We start from the raw sequence: 20,283 nt of genomic DNA, 5'->3' as shown, positions 1-20,283 counted from the left end.
GGCGGTCGCCGCCCGGGGCTCAGCCGGCTCAGCGCGCCTGGCTGCGGGTCACCGGCTCGCTCATCCGCTGCACGGCCGGGGTGTCCGGACGGAGGCCGGTCACCCGGACCTGCAGCTGCTTGTACTGCGAGGTGGACGTGACCTTGTAGCTCGCCGAGGTCGAGCGGCCCTTGATCGCCTTGCCGTCGGCGAACCACTGGTACTCGAAGGTCGCGGCGGGCGTCCACGATCCGGGGACCGCGGTGAGGAGCTCGCCGGCCGCGACCGTGCCCGAGATCGTCGGCACGGGCGCGCTGGTGAACGTGCCGCGGACGAGCTTCGCGGCGGACTCGCGCTTGAGCGACTTGAACCCGGGCGCGCTGCCGGTCACCACGAGCGTGACGGTGTCGGCCGCCTCGTCCGCCGTCAGGGTGTAGCTCTTCGCGGTGGCGCCCTCGATCGGGCTCCCGTTCGCGTACCACTGGTAGCGGTACCCGGCCGGCTTGGGCGTCCAGGTGCCGACGTGGCCGCGGAGGGTCTCGCCGACCGTCGCGGTGCCCAGGATCCGGGGGGTCGCGCCGGTGAAGGTCCGCTGCGGCATCCGCTGGTACGTCCCCTCCGAGGTGCCGTCGCTGAGCCAGAGCGCGCCGACCTCGAGGCGGTCGCGCACCGCGAGGACGACATGATCGCCGGCGACCGCCAGCTCCGAATGGGATGCGGTGTTCCGGGACATCCCGAGGCTCTGCACGAGGCGGGTACCCGCCTCGGTGCCGTCCGAGCGGATCAGGCTGCCGTTCGCGATGAGGTAGAGCACGCCGTCGGCGTAGGCGGTGTCGAAGGTCTCCGTGCGCCGGGAGGAGCGGTAGACGTCCGCGACGCGGACGGCGTCGCCGCCGGGGGCGACGGCGTGGAGCACGCCGAGTCGCGTCCCCGCCGAGTAGGTCAGGAACCAGAGGCGGTCGCCGTGCACGGCCACGCCCTGCGCGGGCGCGGTCGAGACCGTGGTCGGGGCCGAGCCGGGCACGACCCTGCGGAGCGTGTCGCCCGAGACCCGGTAGTAGAGCGCGCCGTCGAAGGAGACGAGCTCCTCCCCGAACCGGATGCCCGAGTTCGCGACGATCCGCTCGGTGCCGGCCGGCGTGCCGTCGGTCACCCAGATGTCGCGCGCGCTGCCGCGCTGGAGGACGAAGGCGAGGCGGCCGTCGTGCTCGACGAGCTGACCCTCCTCCTGGAAGGAGCCGTCCGCCGGGTCGATCGAGAGCGCCACCTCGACGTCGTCGCCGTCCGTGACGTAGAGGTCCTCGCGCCCCGTGGCGGACGCCACGAAGTACAGGAGGTCGCCGACCTGGGTGAAGTCGTGCGGGAAGGAGCCCGGCGCGCGGTGGGCGGGCTCCGTCGTCCGGATGTCGAAGGCGAGCCGCGTGCCGGCGGGCGTGCCGTCCGAGGTCCAGACCTCCTTGCCGCGCTCCTCGTCGACCGCGGCGAAGTAGAGGAGCCCGCCGAAGGGTGTCAGATCGGTCGGGGCCGCGCCGCCGAAGCCCGGGATCGGGATCTCGGAGGTCAGCGTGACCGTCCCGGCGGCGCTGCCGTCGGTCACCCAGAGCTGTCGGCCCAGGTCTGCCGTCTGCGCCTCGAAGAAGGTCCGGTCGCCGATGCTCGTGAAGCGGGCGGCGTTGCGCTCGGGCGTCTCGCCGTGCAGCGAGCTCGCGGCGCCGGGGGCGATGTCCTTGACGAGGGTGGTGCCGGCGTCCGTCCCGTCGGTCTTGAACAGCTCGACGCCCTTGCCGCGGGCGAAGCCGGCGAAGTACGCGACCTCGCCGTCGGCGGAGGTGCTCGGCGAGTGGTACTCCAGCTGCTCGGCGGATGCCGAGGCGGGGAGCGCGACCGCCGTCGTGAGGAGGGATGCGGCCGCGGCGGCGGCGGCGGTTCTGCTGAGGCGGGACATCGGGTGCTCCTGTTCGACGGGATCGTGATGCTCAACCTAGAGCGCGACGCCGCCTTCCAGAGGAATACTCGATCACGGATCGGTATCGTTCGGATGTCGATCTGCACACGCACCTCGGCGACGAGTGCGGGCGCGCCGCGGTACCGGGGCCTCGACGCCACGGCGGGCGCCGCCGGCAGTGTCCGTCCCGGCGCTACGCGAAGAGGCGCTGCAGGCGCGCGACGCCCTCCGCGAGGGCGTCGTCGCCGAGGGCGTAGCTGAAGCGCAGGAAGCCGGAGGGGCCGAAGGCCTCGCCGGGGACGGCCGCGACCTCCGCCTCCTCGAGCACGAGGTCGGCGAGCTCGAGCGAGGTGCTCGGCGTGCGCCCCGCCCACTCGCGGCCGAGCAGGCCGCTCACGTCCGGGTAGACGTAGAAGGCGCCGGTGGGCGTGGGGGTGCGGATGCCGTCGATCGCGTTGAGCCCCTCGACGATCGCCCGGCGGCGGCGGTCGAAGGCGGCGAGCATCTCGGCCACCGGCTCCTGCGGGCCGGTGAGGGCGGCGATCGCGGCGCGCTGGGAGACGTTCGAGACGTTCGAGGAGAGGTGCGACTGCAGGTTCGAGGCCGCTTTGATCGCATCGGCCGGGCCGACCATCCACCCGACGCGCCAGCCGGTCATGGCGTAGGTCTTCGCGACGCCGTTGACGAGGATCGTGCGGTCGGCGAGCGCCGGCGTCGCCTCGACGATGGATGCCGCGCGGACGCCGTCGTAGGTCAGGTTCTGGTAGATCTCGTCGCTGATGACCCAGAGCCCGTGCTCCTCGGCCCAGGCGCCGATCGCGGCGGTCTGCTCGGGGCTGTAGACGGAGCCGGTCGGGTTGGAGGGCGAGACGAAGAGCAGCACCTTGGTGCGCGGGGTGCGGGCGGCCTCGAGCTGCTCGACCGTCACCAGGTACTCCTGCTCCGAGCCCGCGAAGACCTCGACGGGCGTGCCGCCGGCCAGCGCGATCGCCTCCGGGTACGTCGTCCAGAACGGGGTCGGCACGAGGACCTCGTCGCCCGGGTCGAGGAGGGTCGCGAAGGCCTGGTAGACGGCCTGCTTGCCGCCGTTCGTGACGACGACCTGCGAGGGCTCGACGGCCCAGGCGCTGTCGCGCGCCGTCTTCGCGGCGATCGCCTCCCGGAGCTCGGGGAGGCCGGCCGCGGGCGTGTAGCGGTGGTTGCGCGGGTCGTGCACGGCGGCGGCGGCCGCCTCGACGATGTGCTCGGGCGTCGCGAAGTCCGGCTCGCCCGCGGCGAAGCTGATGACGGGCCGCCCCGCGGCCTTGAGGGACTTGGCCTTGGCGTCGACCTTGAGGGTCGCCGACTCGGCGATGGAACCGATGCGCTGGGAGATGCGTGCCACGACCTCAAGCCTAGTGACGTACACTGGGCGCAGGTGGTTGAAATCCGCCATACTTCGTCGTGCCCGTGATGGGGCGCCGAACCCGGGAAGCCGGGGGATGCGCGGCGTGGTCTGGCAGGTCTCGCGCCGAATAGGGCGGTGGCTCAATTGGTAGAGCAGCGGTCTCCAAAACCGCAGGTTGCAGGTTCGAGTCCTGTCCGCCCTGCTGGTCCGGCATCCCGGACGAACCGAGAGGAATGACGACGTGGCACGCACGACCGCGGACGAGCCCAGCGAGGACCTCGTCGCGAGCGCGAAGCAGGAGCGCGCCGCACGGCGCAACCCGTTCGGCCGCATCGCCCTCTTCATCCGCCAGGTGTTCGCGGAGCTCCGCAAGGTCGTCACGCCGACCCGCAAGGAGCTCTTCAGCTACACGGCCGTCGTGCTCGTCTTCGTCGTCATCATGATGGCGATCGTGACGGGCCTCGACTACGGCTTCGGCTGGCTCATCTCCTGGGTCTTCGGCGACGGGCAGTTCACCGGCTGATCCCCGCGCGTCCGCGACCGCGCACGCAACGCGACAAGCAAGCCCGGTGTGGTGCCGGGCGCAAGGTAAGGAAGCATCCCGTGTCTGAAGAAGAGCGCCGCGACATCGATCTCGCGACGGCCGCCGAGCAGTCGTCAGAGGAGGACGAGGCCCAGGAGGGCGACGTCCTCGCCGCCGAGGAGAGCGCCGTCGGCTCCGCCGAGCACGGCGCCATCCACGTCGTCGACGAGTCGGACGAGGCCGAGAGCGACACGAGCGACCTCGAGGGCCTGCTCGACGCGCTCGACGCGGCAGCCGACCCCGAGGCGGACGCGATCGTCGACGACGCGCTCGACATCGACTCCCGCGACGAGGCCGAGGCCGCGGTCGCCGCGACCGACGACGAGGCGGACGAGGACGGCGAGGCCGCTGCGGCCGAGGCGCCCGAGGCCGCCGAGGACGCGGAGGAGGCGGAGGTCGACCCCTACGCCGAGTTCCGCATGGAGCTCCGCACGAAGCTCGGCAAGTGGTACGTCATCCACTCCTACGCGGGCTTCGAGAAGCGCGTGAAGCAGAACATCGAGTCGCGCCGCCAGTCCATGGGCATGGAGGACCACATCTTCGAGGTCCAGGTGCCGATGGAGGACGTCGTCGAGATCAAGAACGGCCAGCGGAAGCTCGTCAACCGCGTGCGCATCCCCGGCTACGTGCTCGTCCGCATGGACCTCAACGAGGACAGCTGGTCGGTCGTGCGCCACTCGCCCGGCGTCACCGGCTTCGTGGGCAACGCCCACAACCCGACGCCCCTCCGCTTCGAGGAGGCCTTCAACATGCTGAAGAGCCTCGTCCAGGTCACCGAGGCCCCGGCGAAGGCCGGCGCCGCGAAGTCGGGCGGCCCCGGCAAGGCGGCGCCCCGCGTCGTCGCGGCCGAGGTCGACTTCGAGATCGGCGAGACCATCACCATCAAGGAGGGCTCCTTCGCGGGCCTCCCCGGGACGATCTCCGAGATCACGCCGGAGCGCGGCAAGCTCACCGTGCTCGTCTCGCTCTTCGAGCGCGAGACGCCGGTCGAGCTCAGCTTCGACCAGGTGACGAAGCTCTAGCGGCGTCCCGCACCGAGGGCCCCGACGGCATCCGCTGTCGGGGCCCTCGTCGTCTGCAGACGGGTCGGTGTGTCACCGACTCGTCAGTGGTACACTCCGGGCATGCCGACGACCAAGCCGAGGTACCAGATCACCGACACCGACGAGGTCGCTCTCGCATTGGATGCCGCCGAGCTCCGCTGGCCCGGGGAGCCGCGATCCCGGCTCGTCGTCCGTCTGCTCGTCGAGAGCGGGCTGCGCATGGCCGAGGTCGGCAGGGAGGAGGCGGCCCGTCGGCGCGCGGCGATCGAGGCCTTCGACGCCGGCTTCTCCGAGGCCTACCCGCCCGGGTATCTCGAGGAGCTGCGGAAGGACTGGCCCGAGTGATCGTCCTCGACGCGAGCGTGATGATTGCATGGCTCCGCCGGGTCGACGCCCATCACGCCTCGGCGCGGAGGATCTTCCTGGACCACGTCGACGAACGGCTCGTCGCGCATCGGCTCACGCTGGCCGAATCCCTGGTCGGGGCCGCGGGCATCGGCCGTGTGGTCGAGGCCGCCTCCTCGCTGGATGCGGTCGGGATCGGCCGTCTGGACGAGCCGGACGACCCCGTCGAGCTGGCGGTGCTGCGGGCGCGGACCGGCCTCCGCCTCCCGGACGCCTGCGTCCTCCTCGCTGCGCGCCGAGATCACGCGGGACTCGCGACCTTCGATGCGAAGCTCGCGGCGGCGGCGCGGCTCGAGGGCGTAGCCGTCATCGGCGCGGCCTGACCGTCGCGCTGGGCCCGCCGATCGCGTAAGATACCCAGGTTGGCCGTCGGCCGACATCCCATCCCACCACTGCCGGGCTCGGTCCGGTTCGTGGAAGCGCGTCCTCGGACGCACGAGAGAAGGAAGCCACATGGCACCGAAGAAGAAGGTGACCGGCCTGATCAAGCTCCAGATCAACGCCGGCGCCGCGAACCCCGCGCCGCCCATCGGCCCCGCGCTGGGTCAGCACGGCGTGAACATCATGGAGTTCTGCAAGGCGTACAACGCGGCGACCGAGTCGCAGCGCGGCAACGTCATCCCGGTCGAGATCACCGTGTACGAGGACCGCTCGTTCACGTTCATCCTCAAGACCCCGCCCGCGGCCGAGCTCATCAAGAAGGCCGCCGGCGTCGCCAAGGGGTCCTCGACCCCGCACACCGTCAAGGTCGCGAAGCTCACCAAGGAGCAGGTGCGTCAGATCGCCGAGCAGAAGCAGGCCGACCTGAACGCGAACGACATCGACGCGGCGTCGAAGATCATCGCGGGCACCGCCCGCTCCATGGGCATCACGGTGGAGGGCTGATCATGGCGAAGTCGAAGGCGTACCGCGCCGCAGCAGAGAAGATCGAGGCCGACAAGTTCTACGGCCCCACCGAGGCCGTCACGCTCATCCGCGAGACCGGCTCCGCCAAGTTCGACTCGACCGTCGAGGTCGCGCTCAAGCTCGGCGTCGACCCGCGCAAGGCGGACCAGATGGTGCGCGGCACCGTCATCCTCCCGCACGGCACCGGCAAGACCGCGCGCGTCATCGTGTTCGCGACGGGCCCGGCGGCCGAGGCCGCGATCGCGGCCGGCGCGGACGAGGTCGGCGGCGACGAGCTCATCGAGCGCGTCGCGGGCGGCTGGACCGGGTTCGACGCCGCGGTGTCGACCCCGGAGCTCATGGGCAAGGTCGGCCGTCTCGGCAAGGTGCTCGGCCCCCGCGGCCTCATGCCCAACCCGAAGACCGGCACCGTCACCCCCAACGCGGCGAAGGCCGTCGAGGACATCAAGGGCGGCAAGATCGAGTTCCGCGTCGACAAGCACGCGAACGTGCACTTCGTGATCGGCAAGGCGGGCTTCACCGCCGAGCAGCTCGACGAGAACTTCAAGGCCGCGCTCGACGAGATCAACCGCGCCAAGCCGTCCTCCTCGAAGGGCCGCTACATCCAGAAGGCGTCGGTCTCGACGACCTTCGGCCCGGGCGTGCCGCTGGACGTCAGCGTCATCTGACCCGGTCACCGCACCACGGACGGGGCTCGCGCATCGCGCGGGCCCCGTTCCGCGTCTGCGGGGGATGATGCGGAGGGATGGCGTCAGAGCGTCGCCGAGTAGACCTTCCGCAGGGTCTGCCGCACGGTCCAGCGGGTCCGCTGGCCCTCGCGCAGCCGGAGCATCGTGCCGGGCGCGAGCGCGACCGAGCGTCCCTGGTCGACGCCGTCCTCGAAGTCCACCGTCGCATCCCCGAAGAGCACGACGAAGGTCTCGTCGACCTCCACGTCCCACGCGATGCCGGGCGTCATCTCCCAGACGCCGAGCTCGCGGCCCTCGCGCTCCTCGAGGATCCGGACCGCCGTCGTCGGGGCGCCGTGGATGACCTGCTCGGGCGGCAGCGGCTCGTGCTCGAGCTCGAGGGCGGCGGCGAGGATCGCCATGCCGGGCTCGAGCGGCTCGCCGGGCGCCCCGGGGATGTCGACGCCGGTCACGAGTCGAACCCCAGTCCGAGCGCGTCGAGCGTCGTGAGCAGGATGTTGCGGCGTCCGCCCCGGTGGTCGGCCTCGTCGAGCGACCAGCGGGTCGCGTTGATGCCGAGGGATGCCGCGGGCTCGGGCGGGAACGGCAGCGGCCGCTCGCGCACCATCCGCAGCTCGGTGCGGTGCGTGGGCTCGCCGCCGAGCAGGTCGAGCACGGTGTCGGCGGCGAAGCGCGCCGCGCCGACGCCGAGGCCGGTGAACCCGGCGGCGCTCGCGACTCGGCCGTGGCGGGCGGTCGTGAAGAACGCGCAGAAGCGGGTCGAGGTGTCGATCGCACCCGCCCAGCGGTGCGTGAAGCGCACCCCCTCGAGCTGCGGGTAGGTCGTGAGGAAGTGGCTCGCGAGACGCCGGAAGCTCTCCGGGCGCCGCTCGTGCTCGGCCCGGACACGGCCTCCCGCGTGGTACACGGCGTCGTAGCCGCCGTAGAGGATGCGGTCGTCGGCGGTGCGGCGGGAGTAGTGGAACTGGTTGGCGAGGTCGCCGATGCCCTGGCGCCCCGCCCAGCCGATGGCGTCGAGCTGGCGGCGGCTCAGCGGCTCCGTCATGAGCACGTAGTCGTAGACGGGCACGGTCATGAGCCGGTCGCGGCGCAGCAGCGAGGGGAAGACGTTGGTCGCGAGGGCGACCCGGTCGGCGAGGATGCGGCCGGCATCCGTGCGCACCTCGACCGCGCCGCGGCCGCGCGTCTCGAGCCGGAGGACGCGGCTGCCCTCGTGGATCTCGACCCCGAGCGCGGCCGCGAGGCGCGCGAGCTCGAGGGCGAGCTTCGCGGGGTGCACGAGCGCGGTCGTGCGGCGGTGCCAGGTGGCGCCGAGGTAGGCGGGGGAGTCGACCTGCTGCCGGAGGCGGGCGGCGTCGAGCCGGACGACCTCGGGCCAGGCGGCGGGGTCGTCGCCGACCGGCTCCTCGCCCTCGAGCCAGTCGAGCTGGTGCGGCTCGACGGCGACCTCGAGCGAGCCGGTGCGCTCCCACTCGACGTCGAGCCCGTGGCGCTCGATCGTCGCCTGCATCCCCTCGAGGTTCTCGCGGCCGAGCTCGTCGAGCTCCTCGAGCTCCTCCGGCCAGCGGCGGCGTCCGTTCTCCTCGCCGTGCGTGAGGCTCGCCTCGACGAAGCCGCCGTTGCGGCCGGAGGCGGCCCACGCGATCCGCTTCGCCTCCAGGAGAACGACGCGTCGGCCCGGGTCGCGCTCCTTGGCGCGGACGGCCGTCCAGAGCCCCGTGTACCCGCCCCCGACGACGACGAGGTCGGCGCGGGCGTCGCCGCGGAGCGGGGGATGCGCGGGCCGGTCCGGCAGGGAGTCGAGCCAGAACGCCGACTGCCGGGTGCCCTCGAGCGCGTGCTCGATGGCGGCAGCGGGCGCGGGATAGCGCTCGTAGACGGTCGTGCCGCGCGCCATGTGGTCTCCATCGTCGGGTCCTGGGGCGGGGTCCATTCAAGCGGGGCGGCGCCCCGGGATGCAATCGGCGCGCGCGTCGGATCCCTAGACTCCTCGCGTGCCCGATCTCATCCGCCTCGCGCTGCCCGCCGACGCCGCCGCGCTGCACCGCATCGCGGCCCTCACCTTCCCGCTCGCCTGCCCGCCCGACGCGACGGAGGCGGCGAAGCGCTCCTTCATCGCCGAGCACCTCAGCGAGGAGGCCTTCGGGCGCTACCTCGCGGACCCGGCGCGCATCCTCCTCATCGCGGTCGAGGCCTCGAGCGGCGAGCCGCTCGGCTACACGATGCTCATCGGGGGTGAGCCCTCGGACGAGGACGTCGCGGGCGCGATCCGCATCCGCCCGACGATCGAGCTCTCGAAGATCTACGTGCACCCCGGGCACCACGGCGCCGGGCTCGCGGCCCGGCTCATGGCCTCGAGCCTGGATGCGGCGCGCGGCACGGGTGCGGCCGGCATCTGGCTGGGCGTCAACGACCAGAACGCGCGCGCGAACGCGTTCTACGCCCGGCAGGGCTTCGAGCAGGTGGGCCGCAAGCGCTTCCGGCTCGGGGACCGCTGGGAGAGCGACTTCGTCCGGGAGCGACCCCTCTGAGCCCGGCGCCTGTCTAGGCTGGGGCGCATGCGCATCCGCTCCGCCATCGTCGGCGGCGGCATGATCGCCGCGGTCCACCGCCGTGCGATCCAGGCCGCCGGCGGCGAGCTCGTCGCCGTCATGTCGTCCCGTCCGGAGCGCAGCGCGGCGCTCGCCGACCGCTGGGGCGTCGACTCCGCGGACTCCCTCGAGGCGCTGCTCGAGCTCGACGTCGACGTCGTCCACGTGTGCAGCCCGAACCAGACCCACGCGCCGGTCGCGCTCGCGGCCCTCCGCGCCGGGAAGCACGTCGTCGTCGAGAAGCCGGTCGCGACCTCCGCCGCCGACGCCGCCGAGATCGCGCGGGTCGCCGAGGAGACGGGGCTCACGGCGACCGTGCCTTTCGTCTACCGCTTCCACCCGATCATCCGCGAGCTCCGCGCCCGGCGGATCCGCGGCGACTTCGGCCGCTGGTACGCGCTCCACGGCTCGTACCTGCAGGACTGGATGCTGTCGCCGTCGGCGGGCAACTGGCGCGTCGACTCGGAGGAGGGCGGGCGCTCGCGCGCCTTCGGCGATGTCGGCTCGCACTGGTGCGACCTCGTCGAGTTCGTCTCGGGCGAGCGCTTCGCCGAGCTGAGCGCGACGACCGCGATCGCGATCCCGGAGCGTCCGGCGCCCTCGGCCGAGACCTTCACGCTCGCCGACGCGGACGCCCCGAAGGTGCGGGTCAGCACCGAGGACCTCGCGGCGGTGACGATGCGGACCGGCTCCGGCATCCTCGGCAACGTCATGGTCTCGCAGGTCTCGGGCGGGCGCCGCAACCGGCTGTGGTTCGAGCTCGACGGCGCGGAGGCCTCCGCGGTCTTCGACCAGGAGGAGCCGGAGACCGCGTGGATCGGGAGCCCCGAGCAGGGCGTGACGATCGCCCGCGGCGCGGGCCGGGCGGCGGACGACGCGGCGCGGCTCAGCTACGTGCCCGGCGGCCACGCGCAGGGATATCAGGACTGCTTCGACGCCTTCGTCGGCGACACCTACGCCGCGATCGGCGGCGCCGCCCCGGAGGGGCTCCCGACGATCGCCGACGGCCTGCGCTCGGCGCGGATCGTCGACGCCGTGCTCGCCTCGGCCGACGGCCGCGGCATCTGGACCGAGATCGAGGAGGATCCCGCATGAGCACCCACCCCGTGACCCTGTTCACCGGCCAGTGGGCCGACCTGAGCCTCGAGGAGGTCGCGGCGCACGCGGCCTCGTGGGGCTACGACGGCCTCGAGATCGCGTGCTCGGGCGAGCACCTGGACGTCTGGCGGGCCGCCGAGGACGACGACTACCTGCAGTCGCGGGTCGACATCCTCGACCGGCACGGGCTGAAGGTGTGGGCGATCTCGAACCACCTGACCGGCCAGGCGGTGTGCGACGACCCGATCGACTTCCGGCACGAGGCGATCGTGCGCAAGCGGGTCTGGGGCGACGGCGACCAGGAGGGCGTTCGCCAGCGTGCGGCGGAGGAGATGAAGCTGACGGCGAAGGTGGCGCGCAAGCTCGGCGTCGACACCATCACGGGCTTCACGGGCTCGAGGATCTGGCCCTACGTGGCGCTCTTCCCGCCCGTGCCCGACCACGTGATCGAGGCGGGCTACCAGGACTTCGCCGACCGCTGGAACCCGATCCTCGACGTCTTCGACGCCGAGGGCGTCCGCTACGCGCACGAGGTGCACCCGGGCGAGATCGCCTACGACCACTGGACCTGCGTGCGGGCGCTCGAGGCGATCGGGCACCGGGAGGCCTTCGGCTTCAACTGGGACCCCTCGCACATGATGTGGCAGGGCATCGACACGGTCGGCTTCATCTCCGACTTCGCGGAGCGGATCTACCACGTCGACTGCAAGGACACGCGGATCCGGCCCTCCTCCGGGCGGGCGGGCGTGCTCGGCTCGCACCTCGGCTGGGGCGACCCGCGCCGCGGCTGGGACTTCGTCTCGACCGGCCACGGCGACGTCCCGTGGGAGGACGCCTTCCGCGCGCTGCGGCACATCGGCTACGCCGGGCCGATCTCCGTCGAGTGGGAGGACGCGGGGATGGACCGCCTGCACGGCGCCGAGGAGGCGCAGCGCTTCGTGCGCTCCCTCCTCTGGGAGCTGCCGACGGCCTCCTTCGACGCCGCCTTCGCCGCCAACGCCGAGTGACGGTCGCAAGAGACATGTCTCTCGCGTGTTGGACAGCGCGGTGACGCCGTCCCTCCCGCGAGAGACATGTCTCTCGCGTGGGGAGGGTCAGCCCTCGCAGACCTTGAGGACGAGCTTGCCGCGGGTGTGCCCCGTCTCGAGGCGGCGGTGCGCCTCCGCGGCGTCGGCGAGGTCGTACACGCCGTCGACGTAGACGCGGACGTCGCCCGACTCGAGCAGCCGCGAGATGACCGCGAGGCGCGTGCCGTCGGGGGCGACCCGGTAGCCGGTCGCGCGCACCCCGGCCGCCGCCGCCTCCTCGGCCATGCCCGGCCAGCTGCCCGTCGGCGCGTTGACGAGCAGGCCGCCCGGTCGGAGGACGCGGAGGGATCGCGTGCCCGTCTCGTCCTGGACGTTGCCGATCAGGTCGATCACGACATCCACCTCTCGCGCCGCCTCCTCGAAGCGCTCCGTCGAGTAGTCGATCACCTCCGCCGCCCCCAGCTCGCGGAGCCACGAGCCGTTGCGGGTCGAGCCCGTCGCGATGACGTGCGCGCCGAAGTAGGCGGCGAACTGCACCGCGAAGTGCCCGACGCCGCCGGAGCCGGCGTGGATCAGCATCCGCTGCCCCTCGTGCGCCTTCGCGGTCTCGACGACCATGCCCCACGCGGTCAGCGCCGCGAGGGGCACGCCCGCCGCCTCGACGTGCGAGAGCGTCGAGGGCTTCCGCACGACGCTGAGCTCCGTGACGCTGAGGTACTCGGCGTAGGCGCCCGACATGCGCGGCACCATGCCCATCCCGTAGACCTCGGTGCCCGGCTGGAGCGCGTGCGCCTCGTACGGCGCCTCGACGACGATGCCGCTGAAGTCGTTGCCGAGCACCGCCGGGAACTGCGCGATCGCCCCGTACGCCCCGCGGCCCGCGCGGGTCTTCGCATCGATCGGGTTCACTCCCGCCGCGACGACCTTCACGAGGATCTCGGCATTGGCCCGCACCGGCATCGGCGCGCTCCCCATCCTGAGCACCTCGGGCCCCCCGGCGCCCGAGAACGTCATGGCCCGCATCGTCGACATCGTCATCGCCTCCCCGATCTGGTCTCATCCCACCGCATCGATGAGTCGTGGATGTTACGGCCGGGTCACGGTCGCGAGTAGCATCCGAGGCATGCGACCGCGCTGCACCGCCCTCCGCGTCGTCGGCGTGGTGGGCGCGACCCGGGTCCCGCGCGCCGGGGCGGGCGCACGGCCGGCGGACGCCGAGGTCTGATGCGCGACCGGATCCTCGCCGCCGGCGGCGCCGCGCTCATCGCCGCCGCGCTCGCCGCCATCTGGGCGGCGCGCTCGACCGTCCGGCGCGACCTCTACGTCTCCGAGCTCGGGGCGGTCGGGATGCCGACGGAGCACTGGTTCGAGGCGGCGCTCCTCGGGATCGTGGCCGGGGCGAGCCTCGTCGCGCTCGCCGCCCGCGGCATCCGCTCGCGTCCCGCCGTCCTCGCCGCCTGGAGCCCCTCGCTCTCGCTCTGGATCTCGTGCGCCTTCTTCCTCGTCGCCTCCCAGGCGAACTGCACGGCGGGCTGCCCCCTGCCGCTGGGTGCGACCTTCACCTGGCAGGACCTCGTGCACACGGTCGTCGCGGTGCTCGCCTTCGCGGCGGCGTGCTGGGCGATGCTGCAGTGCTCCTTCGCGGTCGGGCACCGCGGGCTCGCCCGCGCATCCCTCGCCGCGGCGCTCTCGGTCGCGCTGATCGCGGGCGCCGGCGGCCTCATGTCGCTGCTGCGCTGGAACGCCGCCTTCGGCAGCCGGCTCGAGCTCGTCGCGACGACCATCGGACTCGCCTGGATCCTCGCGCTCGGCTGCTCGATCGCGTTCCGACGCGCCGCGACGGCCGCGTCAGCGGCGCATGAGCTCGAGGAGCTCGTCGGCGAGCCCCACGAGCCGGTGGATCTCGGACTCGTCCCGGTCCACCCAGCGGCAGCTCGGTTCGGGGTCGACCGGCACGAAGTCGACGTGCCGCTCCCACACGACGAGCGTGCGCTCGGCGCCGAGGACGTACTGCTGCCACCACACCTGCCGCAGGTACGAGCGGGGGATGCTGCGCCAGGTCGATGACGTCGTCTTGATCTCGCAGAGCTCGAGCACGCCCTCGCGCTCCCGGTAGCCGTCGGGCGTCGCGAGGTGGCGCGGGTCGGCCTCCGCGTGGAACAGCTCGCCGGAGTGCCGCATCCCGTAGACGCGGTTCGCCCAGCGGCCGATCTCGGGCTCGCGCGCGCGGCCGTGGGCGGTGAAGGCGTTGCCGGTGAATCCCGTGCCGAGCAGCTTCTCGAGGGCGAGCGCCTGGAGCGCCCTCCGGCTCGACATGCGGGCGACATCCGTCGCGGTCACGCCGCGGGCGCGGGCGCGGAGCCAGCCGACCCGGTCGTCGGAGTGCGCGACGATGCGGTCGCGGTGCGACGGCGCGCGCTCCTCGCCCCAGAGGGGGAGCTGCGGCTGCACGATCGTCACGGCATCCATCATCGCCCCTGCCGGCGTCACGAGGCGACGCACGACGCCGTGAGCGCCTAGACTCGACGCGGGTCCGAAATCAGTCCGCCGACGACGTCTGGAGTCGACACCGTGTCCCGTCAACCTCTCTCCGTGCAGCTCTACACCGTGCGAGACGCCCTCGCCGCCGATCTGCCCGGCACCCTCTCCCGCCTGGCCGAGATCGGCTACCGCGACGTGGAGCTGTTCGGCTTCGTCGACCGCGTCGAGGAGCTCGAGCAGGGCCTCGCCGCCGCCGGCCTTCGCGCCCCCTCCGGCCATGCCCCGCTCGTCGACGCCGAGGATCCGGCGCCCGCCTTCCGCGCCGCCGCCCGGCTCGGGCTGGAGACGATCATCGACCCCTTCATCCCCGCCGAGCGCTGGGAGACCCGCGAGCAGGTCGAGCAGACCGCCGCCCGCCTCGTCGAGCTCGCACCGCAGGCGGCCGAGCACGGTCTCCGCCTCGGCTACCACAACCACGCGTGGGAGCTCTCGAGCCGCATCGACGGCACCCCGGCCCTCGAGGTCCTCGCCGACCTCCTCGGCGATGCGGTCGTCCTCGAGGTCGACACCTACTGGGCGGCCGTCGGCGGCGTGGACGCGCCCGAGCTGCTGCTCCGCCTCGGCGAGCGGGTGACGCACCTCCACATCAAGGACGGCGACCTCTCGCACGACAACGAGGCGCAGGTCGCGGTCGGGACGGGCGCGATGGATGTGCCCGCCGTGCTCGCGGCGGCCCCCTCGGCGCAGCCGGTCGCCGAGCTCGACGACACCCGCGGCGACGTCTTCCAGGCGCTGATCGACAGCTACGACTACCTCGAGTCGGGGGTGCGCCCGTGAGCGCCGCGGCGAGCGGCCAAGTCGGCGTCGGGATCATCGGCGCGGGCGTCATCAGCGGCCAGTACCTCGACAACCTGACCTCCTTCGCGGATGTCGAGGTGCGCTTCATCGCCGACCTCGACCTCGCGCGGGCCCAGGCGCAGGCGGAGGCCTACGGCGTCGCCGGCCACGGCACGGTCGACGAGCTCCTCGCCCGCGAGGACGTCGAGATCGTCGTCAACCTCACGATCCCGGCCGTGCACGTCGAGGTCGGCCTCCAGATCGTCGCCGCCGGCAAGCACGTGTGGAGCGAGAAGCCGATCGCGCTCGACCGCGAGAGCGGGCGGCGACTCCTGGATGCGGCGGCCGCGGCCGGCGTGCGGGTCGCGTGCGCGCCCGACACCTTCCTCGGCGCGGGACTCCAGACGGCGTTCCGCGCGCTCGCGGCGGGCGAGATCGGCCAGCCGCTGACGGCGCTCGCGGCCGCGCAGTCCGCGGGTCCCGAGTCCTGGCATCCGAATCCGGCGTTCCTCTTCGACACGGGGGCGGGCCCGCTGTTCGACATCGGCCCGTACTACCTGACGGCGCTGGTGCAGATCTTCGGCCCCGTGTCGCGGGTGAGCGCGACGGCCTCCACCGCGCGCCCCTCGCGCACGATCGGGTCGGGGCCGCTCGCCGGCACCGACTTCCCGGTCGTCGTGCCGAGCCACCACGCGGCGCTGCTCGAGTTCGAGTCGGGCGCCTCGGCGCAGGCGATCTTCAGCTTCGACACGCACATCGCGCGCGAGGCGATCGTCGAGGTCGGCGGCTCGGCGGGCGGCATCGAGCTGCCGGACCCGAACACCTTCGAGGGCGCGTCGACGCTCTGGCAGCCGGGGGAGCCGGGCCGCGAGCTCGACGCCGAGGGCTCCACCTGGGGTCGCGGCTCGGGCGTCGTCGATCTCGCGCGGGCGATCCGCGCGGGCGTCCCGGAGCGGGCGAGCGGCGAGCTCGCCTTCCACGTGCTCGACGTCATGGTGTCGATCGCGGATGCCGCGGCGCGCGGCCGCGCGGTCGACGTGGCGAGCACGGTCGGCCCGCAGGCCCCGCTGCCCGCCGACTGGGACCCGAGCGCCGCGACCCTCTGACCGCCGCCCCCGCCTGCGCCGCCGCTGCACTCCGCCCGCCGGTCCCCGCCCGCCATCACCTTCCGAAATGCAGGACCGGCCGCCCCCGCGCCGCGTCCGGGCCCCGGCATCCCGGGGTCCGGTCGGCGCCGCTCCTGCATTTCGGAAGAGACGTGACGTGACGTGGAGCGACGTGACGTGAGGCGGAGTGAGGCGGAGCGGCGTGGGGCGGGCGGTACCGTCGTGCCATGATCGGGTCCGCGCGCCGCGTGCTCGCGGCGCTCGCCGCGGGGGCGCTGCTCGCGCTCGTCGCGGCGCCGGGCGCCGCGGTCGCGGAGTCCGGCGACTCGGCCGGCTCCGTCCCGCTCGAGGTGCGGGACTTCGTGCGCGACGACCTCGTCGATCGGCTCGACCGCTTCTATGGGGACGACGCCGCGGGGCAGGGGCTCGACGCCTCCGAGGCGGAGCCGGACGGCATCCACCGGGTCTGGTGGCTCGCCGAGGCCTGGTTCGAGGATCCCGCGACCGAGCCGCCGACGGTCCTCGCGAACGCGTGGGTCGTCCCCGTGCGCGTCGGCGACGGGCGTCCCGGCTACGCGATCGTCTGGATCGACCCCGACGTCGAGGCTCCCGAGCTCGCCGGCTTCGCGGCCGACCCGGACGCCGCCGAGGCGATCGCGGGGATGCCGGAGGCGGCGCAGCTGATCGAGGTCCCCGAGGCGGGCGCCTGGCTCGCCCTCGACGACGACGGCACGCTGTCGGCGCTGCGCTCGGGCGGCTCGGGGATCGCGGCGCCGGTCGCGATCGACGAGGCCCGGGTCGAGCGGCCGGACGGCGCCGCGACCCCGCCCGGCACGGTCGACCCGAGCGGTGCGGTCGTCGCGGCCGTGCTCCTGCTCCTCATCGTCGTCGCCGCGCTCCTCATCATGCGCGGGCGCCGGTTTGCGCGCGGCCCGCGCACGGGGTAGCCTGTCCGAGCCGCAGACCGCTGGTCTCGACGCGCCCGACCGGATCCGTCCGATCGGATGCGTCGACGAAGTCCTCGAGAGAGGGTCCCGCGCAGGTGACACGAACGATGTGACGGATCGCGAGATCCGATTCCCAGAGCTCCGTGCGCATGCGCCGGAGCTCTTCTCTTTTCCGTCCAGGATCCCGCATCCAGGACACGGCTCCGCGGCAGATCATCCACGACAAGCACAGGAGCACCATGGCGAACAAGGAAGCTGCCGTCGCCGAGCTCGCGGAGAAGTTCCGCGACTCGAACGCGGTCCTGCTCACCGAGTACCGCGGTCTCACCGTCGCTCAGCTCAAGCAGCTGCGCAAGAGCATCAGCGACGACGCGACCTATGCCGTGGTGAAGAACACGCTGACGAAGATCGCGGCGAACGAGGCGGGTATCACCTCGTTCGACGACCAGCTCGCTGGTCCCTCCGCGATGGCGTTCGTGCACGGTGACACCGTCACCGTCGCGAAGGCACTGCGCGACTTCGCCAAGGCGAACCCGCAGCTCGTGGTCAAGGGAGGCTACTTCGATGGCGCCCCCCTCGACGCGGCTGAGGTCACCAAGCTCGCCGATCTCGAGTCCCGTGAGGTGCTGCTGGCCAAGCTGGCCGGCGCCTTCAAGGCCTCGCTCTTCGGCGCTGCCTACATGTTCAACGCGCCCCTCGCGCAGGCCGTCCGCACGGTCGACGCGCTGCGCGCGAAGCAGGAGTCCGAGGCCGCCTGAGGGCGCCCCGGCGAATAGACACCCACACACCCAAGGAGAAACACCATGGCCAAGCTCACCACTGACGAGCTGCTCGACGCCTTCAAGGAGCTCTCGCTCATCGAGCTCAGCGACTTCGTCAAGAAGTTCGAGGAGACCTTCGAGGTCACCGCCGCCGCTCCGGTCGCCGCCGCCGCTCCCGCCGCCGCGGGTGGCGCGGGCGCCGCTGCCGAGGTCGAGGAGAAGGACTCCTTCGACGTCGTCATCGAGGCCGCCGGCGACAAGAAGATCCAGGTCATCAAGGAGGTGCGTGCCCTCACCAGCCTCGGCCTCGGTGAGGCGAAGGCCCTCGTCGACGGCGTCCCCGGCACCGTGCTCGAGGGCGCGAACAAGGAGACCGCCGAGAAGGCCAAGGAGCAGCTCGAGGCTGCCGGCGCGACGGTCGTCCTCAAGTAACGACCCGCACCACACGACAGGGCGTCGCATCCTCCGGGGTGCGGCGCCCTTCGTCGTCCCCGAGTGCGAGGGCGCGTGCGGCGCCGAGATGAGCGGGGACGATCCGGAGCCAGCCGGTCGCCCCCGCTCGAAGACCGCGCTCGCACGGGGATCAGGGACCGCGCGAGTTTCGGGCCTCGGCCATCCAATCAGCCCGGACCGCGTTTCGGCGCGCCCGCGCGGGTGAGGAGGGGGTGACGCCCGGAGGTCACCCGACCGCTCGGCGCGGGAGGACCGGGCGGTCTCCCCTTCACAGGTAGAGGCCGAGGGCCTCCGCCTTGCGGACCGCCTCCTCGCGGGATCGGACCCCGAGCTTCCGGTAGATGTTGCGCAGATGGGTCTTCACGGTGTTGGGCGAGAGGTACAGGGCGCCGGCGACACCGGCGACGCCGTGCCCGAGGCGGGCCTGCTCGAGGACGCCGAGCTCGCGATCGCTCAGCGGGCCCGGCAGCGCGTCGCCGTCCACGGGATCGACGGTCGCGACCGCGGCCGATCCTCCGACCGAGCGCAGCCCCTCGATGAGCGCGAGCACGACCTCCGGCTGCGGGCGCGCGGCGGCGGCCTCGAGGATGCCGGGGCGGAGCGCGTCGGGGATGATGAGCGCGGGCAGGTGGAGGCCGCCCTCCGCCATCCGGCGCAGGGCCCGGTCGATCCAGTGGCCGGTCGCGCGTCCGCGCTCGCGACTGTGCTCGATCGCGCCGCGGAGCAGCATGACCTCGACGAGGGTGCGGCCCGTGTGCGCGTCGCCGGCCTCGCCGCAGGCCTCGAGCGCCCGCTCGGCGCCGGCGAGGTCGCCGTTCTCGAGCCGGAGGCGCGCGATGATCCGGCCGGGGCATGCGACATGCCGGGGATCCGGTGCGATCGCGGTGAGGATGCGCCAGGTCTCGTCGCCCTGCCCGAGCGCCATGAGCGCGGCGGCGCGCAGCGTCTCGGCGAGCGGCCCGACGATGGGCTCGCCCTGCCAGGACTCGAGCGCGCGGCTCGCCGCGCGCAGGTGCTCGAGGGATCCGACGAGGTCGTCGCGGAGGGCCGCGAGCCGCGCGGAGGAGACGGCGGCGAGCGGCAGCCAGTCGCTCCGCCGGGCCGCGCGCGCGATCTCGGGCGCCAGATGCTCGGCGCGTTCGAGCTCGTCGCGCTCGAGTGCGACGAATTGCTCCGCGATGAGCGCGGGCGCGGCGACCGGCGAGGCGAGCAGGCGGGTGCCGGCGGCGAGGGCGCGCACCTCCGCCACGGCGCCGAGGGCGGTCTCGGGCTCGCCGTCGGCGTGGCGGATGAGGGCGAGCGCCCCGAGCATCTCGATGCGCTCGGACCGCAGGAGGTGGCTGCGGAGGCCGTCGGCCGTGCGGAGCTCGCGCTCGGCGTCGTGCAGCCGGCCGCGGTGCATGGCGAGCAGCCCGCGCTCGAGCGCGAGGCCCGCCTCCGCGCCGATGCGCTCGGGCAGCTCGGCGCCGGTCCGGTCCGCGAGCTCCTCCGGCTCGGACAGGAGCTCGTGCGCGTCGTCGAGCCGCCCCGCGCAGCGCAGGGCGGCGGCGTGCGCGAGGCGCACGGCGAGCCGCCGCCCGCCGTCGTCGGGCGCGGAGACGAGGATGCCGCGGGCCGCCTCGAAGTAGGCGAGCGCGGCGCCCGGCTCGAGGGGGTCGGGGGAGCGGTGGCTCGCACCGAGCGCGGCTGCGATCGCCGCACGGCGGCGCCAGACGTCGGGGGACAGCTCGCGGACGAGGACGCGGAGGAGGGCGCCGTGCTCGGAGGCCGCGATGCGCCATCCCGCCTCGATGGCGTCGGCGGCGCCGTCCGGGTCGCCGTCGGCGCGCGCGGAGCGCACCGCGTGCTGCAGCGTGTCTGGGAATCCGGGGTCCACGGAGCGTTCTCTCGTTCGGACGGCGCCGTCGGGGGTGGGGCGCCGAGGGAGGTCGGGCTCGATGCGGGGCGCCGAATCCGGGTTCCCAGTCCCCGGATGCGGGTTATGCACATCCTTCGACAGGGTACTTGCGGCCCAGATGGGTGTCCACCATACTGAGGACAACTT

Annotated in this window: 21 protein-coding genes, 1 tRNA gene and 1 pseudogene; 16 read left to right on the top strand and 7 right to left on the bottom strand. The window is 73.2% G+C overall.

From position 1 onward, the window contains the following. Positions 1 to 28: 28 nt before the first annotated feature. Together OF852_RS08400 and OF852_RS08395 are read right to left on the bottom strand one after the other, a co-directional pair. Positions 29 to 1,924 carry a hypothetical protein gene (locus tag OF852_RS08400; RefSeq protein ID WP_271118718.1) on the bottom strand — a complete coding sequence of 632 codons (1,896 nt, stop codon included), beginning with the start codon at positions 1,922 to 1,924 and terminating at the stop codon, positions 29 to 31. Positions 1,925 to 2,117: 193 nt separating this feature from the next. Then, positions 2,118 to 3,308, bottom strand: a complete 1,191-nt coding sequence (locus OF852_RS08395) for a pyridoxal phosphate-dependent aminotransferase (protein WP_271118717.1) — start codon at positions 3,306 to 3,308, stop codon at positions 2,118 to 2,120. A 132-nt stretch (positions 3,309 to 3,440) separates the two neighbouring features. On the opposite strand from OF852_RS08395, the gene OF852_RS08390 reads away from it, so the two are divergent. The 7 genes from OF852_RS08390 (at position 3,441) to rplA (ending at position 6,916) form a co-directional block, all read left to right on the top strand. After that, positions 3,441 to 3,513 (top strand) — tRNA-Trp (locus OF852_RS08390). A 39-nt stretch (positions 3,514 to 3,552) separates the two neighbouring features. Continuing rightward, entirely contained in the window at positions 3,553 to 3,834 is a 282-nt protein-coding gene (secE, locus tag OF852_RS08385; protein WP_271118716.1) for a preprotein translocase subunit SecE, read from the top strand. A gap of 80 nt (positions 3,835 to 3,914) precedes the next feature. After that, positions 3,915 to 4,916 carry a transcription termination/antitermination protein NusG gene (nusG, locus tag OF852_RS08380; RefSeq protein WP_271118715.1) on the top strand — a complete coding sequence of 334 codons (1,002 nt, stop codon included), beginning with the start codon at positions 3,915 to 3,917 and terminating at the stop codon, positions 4,914 to 4,916. A 102-nt stretch (positions 4,917 to 5,018) separates the two neighbouring features. Continuing rightward, the gene (locus tag OF852_RS08375) at positions 5,019 to 5,282 is read left to right on the top strand and encodes a hypothetical protein (RefSeq protein WP_271118714.1); all 264 of its coding nucleotides are present in this window, start codon (positions 5,019 to 5,021) and stop codon (positions 5,280 to 5,282) included. Then, entirely contained in the window at positions 5,279 to 5,665 is a 387-nt protein-coding gene (locus OF852_RS08370; RefSeq protein ID WP_271118713.1) for a type II toxin-antitoxin system VapC family toxin, read from the top strand. Before OF852_RS08375 ends, OF852_RS08370 begins: the two co-directional genes overlap by 4 nt. Positions 5,666 to 5,795: 130 nt before the next feature. Beyond that, positions 5,796 to 6,227, top strand: coding sequence for a 50S ribosomal protein L11 (rplK, locus tag OF852_RS08365; RefSeq protein ID WP_271118712.1), 432 nt, complete (start codon positions 5,796 to 5,798; stop codon positions 6,225 to 6,227). A gap of 2 nt (positions 6,228 to 6,229) precedes the next feature. Beyond that, positions 6,230 to 6,916, top strand: a complete 687-nt coding sequence (gene rplA, locus OF852_RS08360; protein ID WP_271118711.1) for a 50S ribosomal protein L1 — start codon at positions 6,230 to 6,232, stop codon at positions 6,914 to 6,916. Positions 6,917 to 6,999: 83 nt separating this feature from the next. Here the strand turns inward: rplA and OF852_RS08355 are convergent, their stop codons facing one another. Both OF852_RS08355 and OF852_RS08350 read right to left on the bottom strand, forming a co-directional pair. Beyond that, complete coding sequence (locus tag OF852_RS08355) at positions 7,000 to 7,389, bottom strand: cupin domain-containing protein (protein ID WP_271118710.1); 390 nt, start codon at positions 7,387 to 7,389, stop codon at positions 7,000 to 7,002. Next, positions 7,386 to 8,834: an NAD(P)/FAD-dependent oxidoreductase gene (locus OF852_RS08350; RefSeq protein ID WP_271118709.1), complete on the bottom strand. Its 1,449-nt coding sequence runs from the start codon at positions 8,832 to 8,834 to the stop codon at positions 7,386 to 7,388. The genes OF852_RS08355 and OF852_RS08350 overlap by 4 nt, the downstream gene beginning before the upstream one ends. Positions 8,835 to 8,931: 97 nt before the next feature. On the opposite strand from OF852_RS08350, the gene OF852_RS08345 reads away from it, so the two are divergent. Genes OF852_RS08345 through OF852_RS08335 form a run of 3 tightly spaced genes read left to right on the top strand, consistent with a single transcriptional unit; the run spans position 8,932 to position 11,633 of the window. Then, complete coding sequence (locus tag OF852_RS08345) at positions 8,932 to 9,468, top strand: GNAT family N-acetyltransferase (RefSeq protein WP_271118708.1); 537 nt, start codon at positions 8,932 to 8,934, stop codon at positions 9,466 to 9,468. 27 nt (positions 9,469 to 9,495) lie between these two features. Then, positions 9,496 to 10,623 (top strand): Gfo/Idh/MocA family protein, encoded by a 1,128-nt coding sequence (locus tag OF852_RS08340; RefSeq protein WP_271118707.1) that lies wholly within the window; start codon positions 9,496 to 9,498, stop codon positions 10,621 to 10,623. Next, complete coding sequence (locus OF852_RS08335; protein ID WP_271118706.1) at positions 10,620 to 11,633, top strand: sugar phosphate isomerase/epimerase family protein; 1,014 nt, start codon at positions 10,620 to 10,622, stop codon at positions 11,631 to 11,633. The genes OF852_RS08340 and OF852_RS08335 overlap by 4 nt, the downstream gene beginning before the upstream one ends. An 87-nt stretch (positions 11,634 to 11,720) precedes the next feature. Here the strand turns inward: OF852_RS08335 and OF852_RS08330 are convergent, their stop codons facing one another. After that, positions 11,721 to 12,686: an NADP-dependent oxidoreductase gene (locus OF852_RS08330; protein ID WP_333781456.1), complete on the bottom strand. Its 966-nt coding sequence runs from the start codon at positions 12,684 to 12,686 to the stop codon at positions 11,721 to 11,723. 192 nt (positions 12,687 to 12,878) lie between these two features. Here OF852_RS08330 and OF852_RS08325 point away from each other — a divergent pair. Further along, a pseudogene (locus OF852_RS08325) lies at positions 12,879 to 13,406 on the top strand (DUF998 domain-containing protein); the annotation flags it as partial. Positions 13,407 to 13,502: 96 nt separating this feature from the next. Here the strand turns inward: OF852_RS08325 and OF852_RS08320 are convergent. Further along, complete coding sequence (locus OF852_RS08320; protein WP_442908612.1) at positions 13,503 to 14,114, bottom strand: YqaJ viral recombinase family protein; 612 nt, start codon at positions 14,112 to 14,114, stop codon at positions 13,503 to 13,505. Positions 14,115 to 14,246: 132 nt separating this feature from the next. On the opposite strand from OF852_RS08320, the gene OF852_RS08315 reads away from it, so the two are divergent. The 5 genes from OF852_RS08315 (at position 14,247) to rplL (ending at position 18,218) form a co-directional block, all read left to right on the top strand. Further along, a complete protein-coding gene (locus OF852_RS08315) occupies positions 14,247 to 14,972 on the top strand; it encodes a sugar phosphate isomerase/epimerase family protein (protein WP_271118704.1) in 726 nt (241 codons plus the stop codon). Beyond that, complete coding sequence (locus OF852_RS08310) at positions 14,969 to 16,078, top strand: Gfo/Idh/MocA family protein (protein WP_271118703.1); 1,110 nt, start codon at positions 14,969 to 14,971, stop codon at positions 16,076 to 16,078. The genes OF852_RS08315 and OF852_RS08310 overlap by 4 nt, the downstream gene beginning before the upstream one ends. A gap of 227 nt (positions 16,079 to 16,305) precedes the next feature. Then, positions 16,306 to 17,025: a hypothetical protein gene (locus OF852_RS08305; RefSeq protein ID WP_271118702.1), complete on the top strand. Its 720-nt coding sequence runs from the start codon at positions 16,306 to 16,308 to the stop codon at positions 17,023 to 17,025. Positions 17,026 to 17,264: 239 nt separating this feature from the next. Then, positions 17,265 to 17,783, top strand: coding sequence for a 50S ribosomal protein L10 (gene rplJ, locus OF852_RS08300; protein ID WP_271118701.1), 519 nt, complete (start codon positions 17,265 to 17,267; stop codon positions 17,781 to 17,783). A 45-nt stretch (positions 17,784 to 17,828) separates the two neighbouring features. Further along, positions 17,829 to 18,218, top strand: coding sequence for a 50S ribosomal protein L7/L12 (rplL, locus tag OF852_RS08295; RefSeq protein WP_271118700.1), 390 nt, complete (start codon positions 17,829 to 17,831; stop codon positions 18,216 to 18,218). 289 nt (positions 18,219 to 18,507) lie between these two features. Here rplL and OF852_RS08290 read toward each other — a convergent pair whose 3' ends face one another. Further along, positions 18,508 to 20,115: a LuxR family transcriptional regulator gene (locus tag OF852_RS08290; protein ID WP_271118699.1), complete on the bottom strand. Its 1,608-nt coding sequence runs from the start codon at positions 20,113 to 20,115 to the stop codon at positions 18,508 to 18,510. Between the last annotated feature and the right edge of the window lie 168 nt (positions 20,116 to 20,283).

It is taken from the genome of Homoserinibacter sp. YIM 151385, from assembly GCF_027912415.1.
In the GTDB taxonomy this organism is placed as follows: Bacteria; Actinomycetota; Actinomycetes; order Actinomycetales; family Microbacteriaceae; genus Schumannella.
Note: the sequence above shows the minus strand (reverse complement) of the source record. Positions and strands in the feature narration are given on the sequence as shown.

Bases quoted from the DNA above. Each gene is read 5' to 3' on its own strand.
- OF852_RS08400 (WP_271118718.1), bottom strand. From the start codon at position 1,924: ATGTCCCGCCTCAGCAGAACCGCCGCCGCCGCCGCGGCCGCATCCCTC.
- OF852_RS08375 (WP_271118714.1), top strand. From the start codon at position 5,019: ATGCCGACGACCAAGCCGAGGTACCAGATCACCGACACCGACGAGGTC.
- rplK (WP_271118712.1), top strand. From the start codon at position 5,796: ATGGCACCGAAGAAGAAGGTGACCGGCCTGATCAAGCTCCAGATCAAC.
- rplA (WP_271118711.1), top strand. From the start codon at position 6,230: ATGGCGAAGTCGAAGGCGTACCGCGCCGCAGCAGAGAAGATCGAGGCC.
- OF852_RS08350 (WP_271118709.1), bottom strand. From the start codon at position 8,834: ATGGCGCGCGGCACGACCGTCTACGAGCGCTATCCCGCGCCCGCTGCC.
- OF852_RS08340 (WP_271118707.1), top strand. From the start codon at position 9,496: ATGCGCATCCGCTCCGCCATCGTCGGCGGCGGCATGATCGCCGCGGTC.
- OF852_RS08335 (WP_271118706.1), top strand. From the start codon at position 10,620: ATGAGCACCCACCCCGTGACCCTGTTCACCGGCCAGTGGGCCGACCTG.
- OF852_RS08330 (WP_333781456.1), bottom strand. From the start codon at position 12,686: ATGTCGACGATGCGGGCCATGACGTTCTCGGGCGCCGGGGGGCCCGAG.
- OF852_RS08305 (WP_271118702.1), top strand. From the start codon at position 16,306: ATGATCGGGTCCGCGCGCCGCGTGCTCGCGGCGCTCGCCGCGGGGGCG.
- rplJ (WP_271118701.1), top strand. From the start codon at position 17,265: ATGGCGAACAAGGAAGCTGCCGTCGCCGAGCTCGCGGAGAAGTTCCGC.
- rplL (WP_271118700.1), top strand. From the start codon at position 17,829: ATGGCCAAGCTCACCACTGACGAGCTGCTCGACGCCTTCAAGGAGCTC.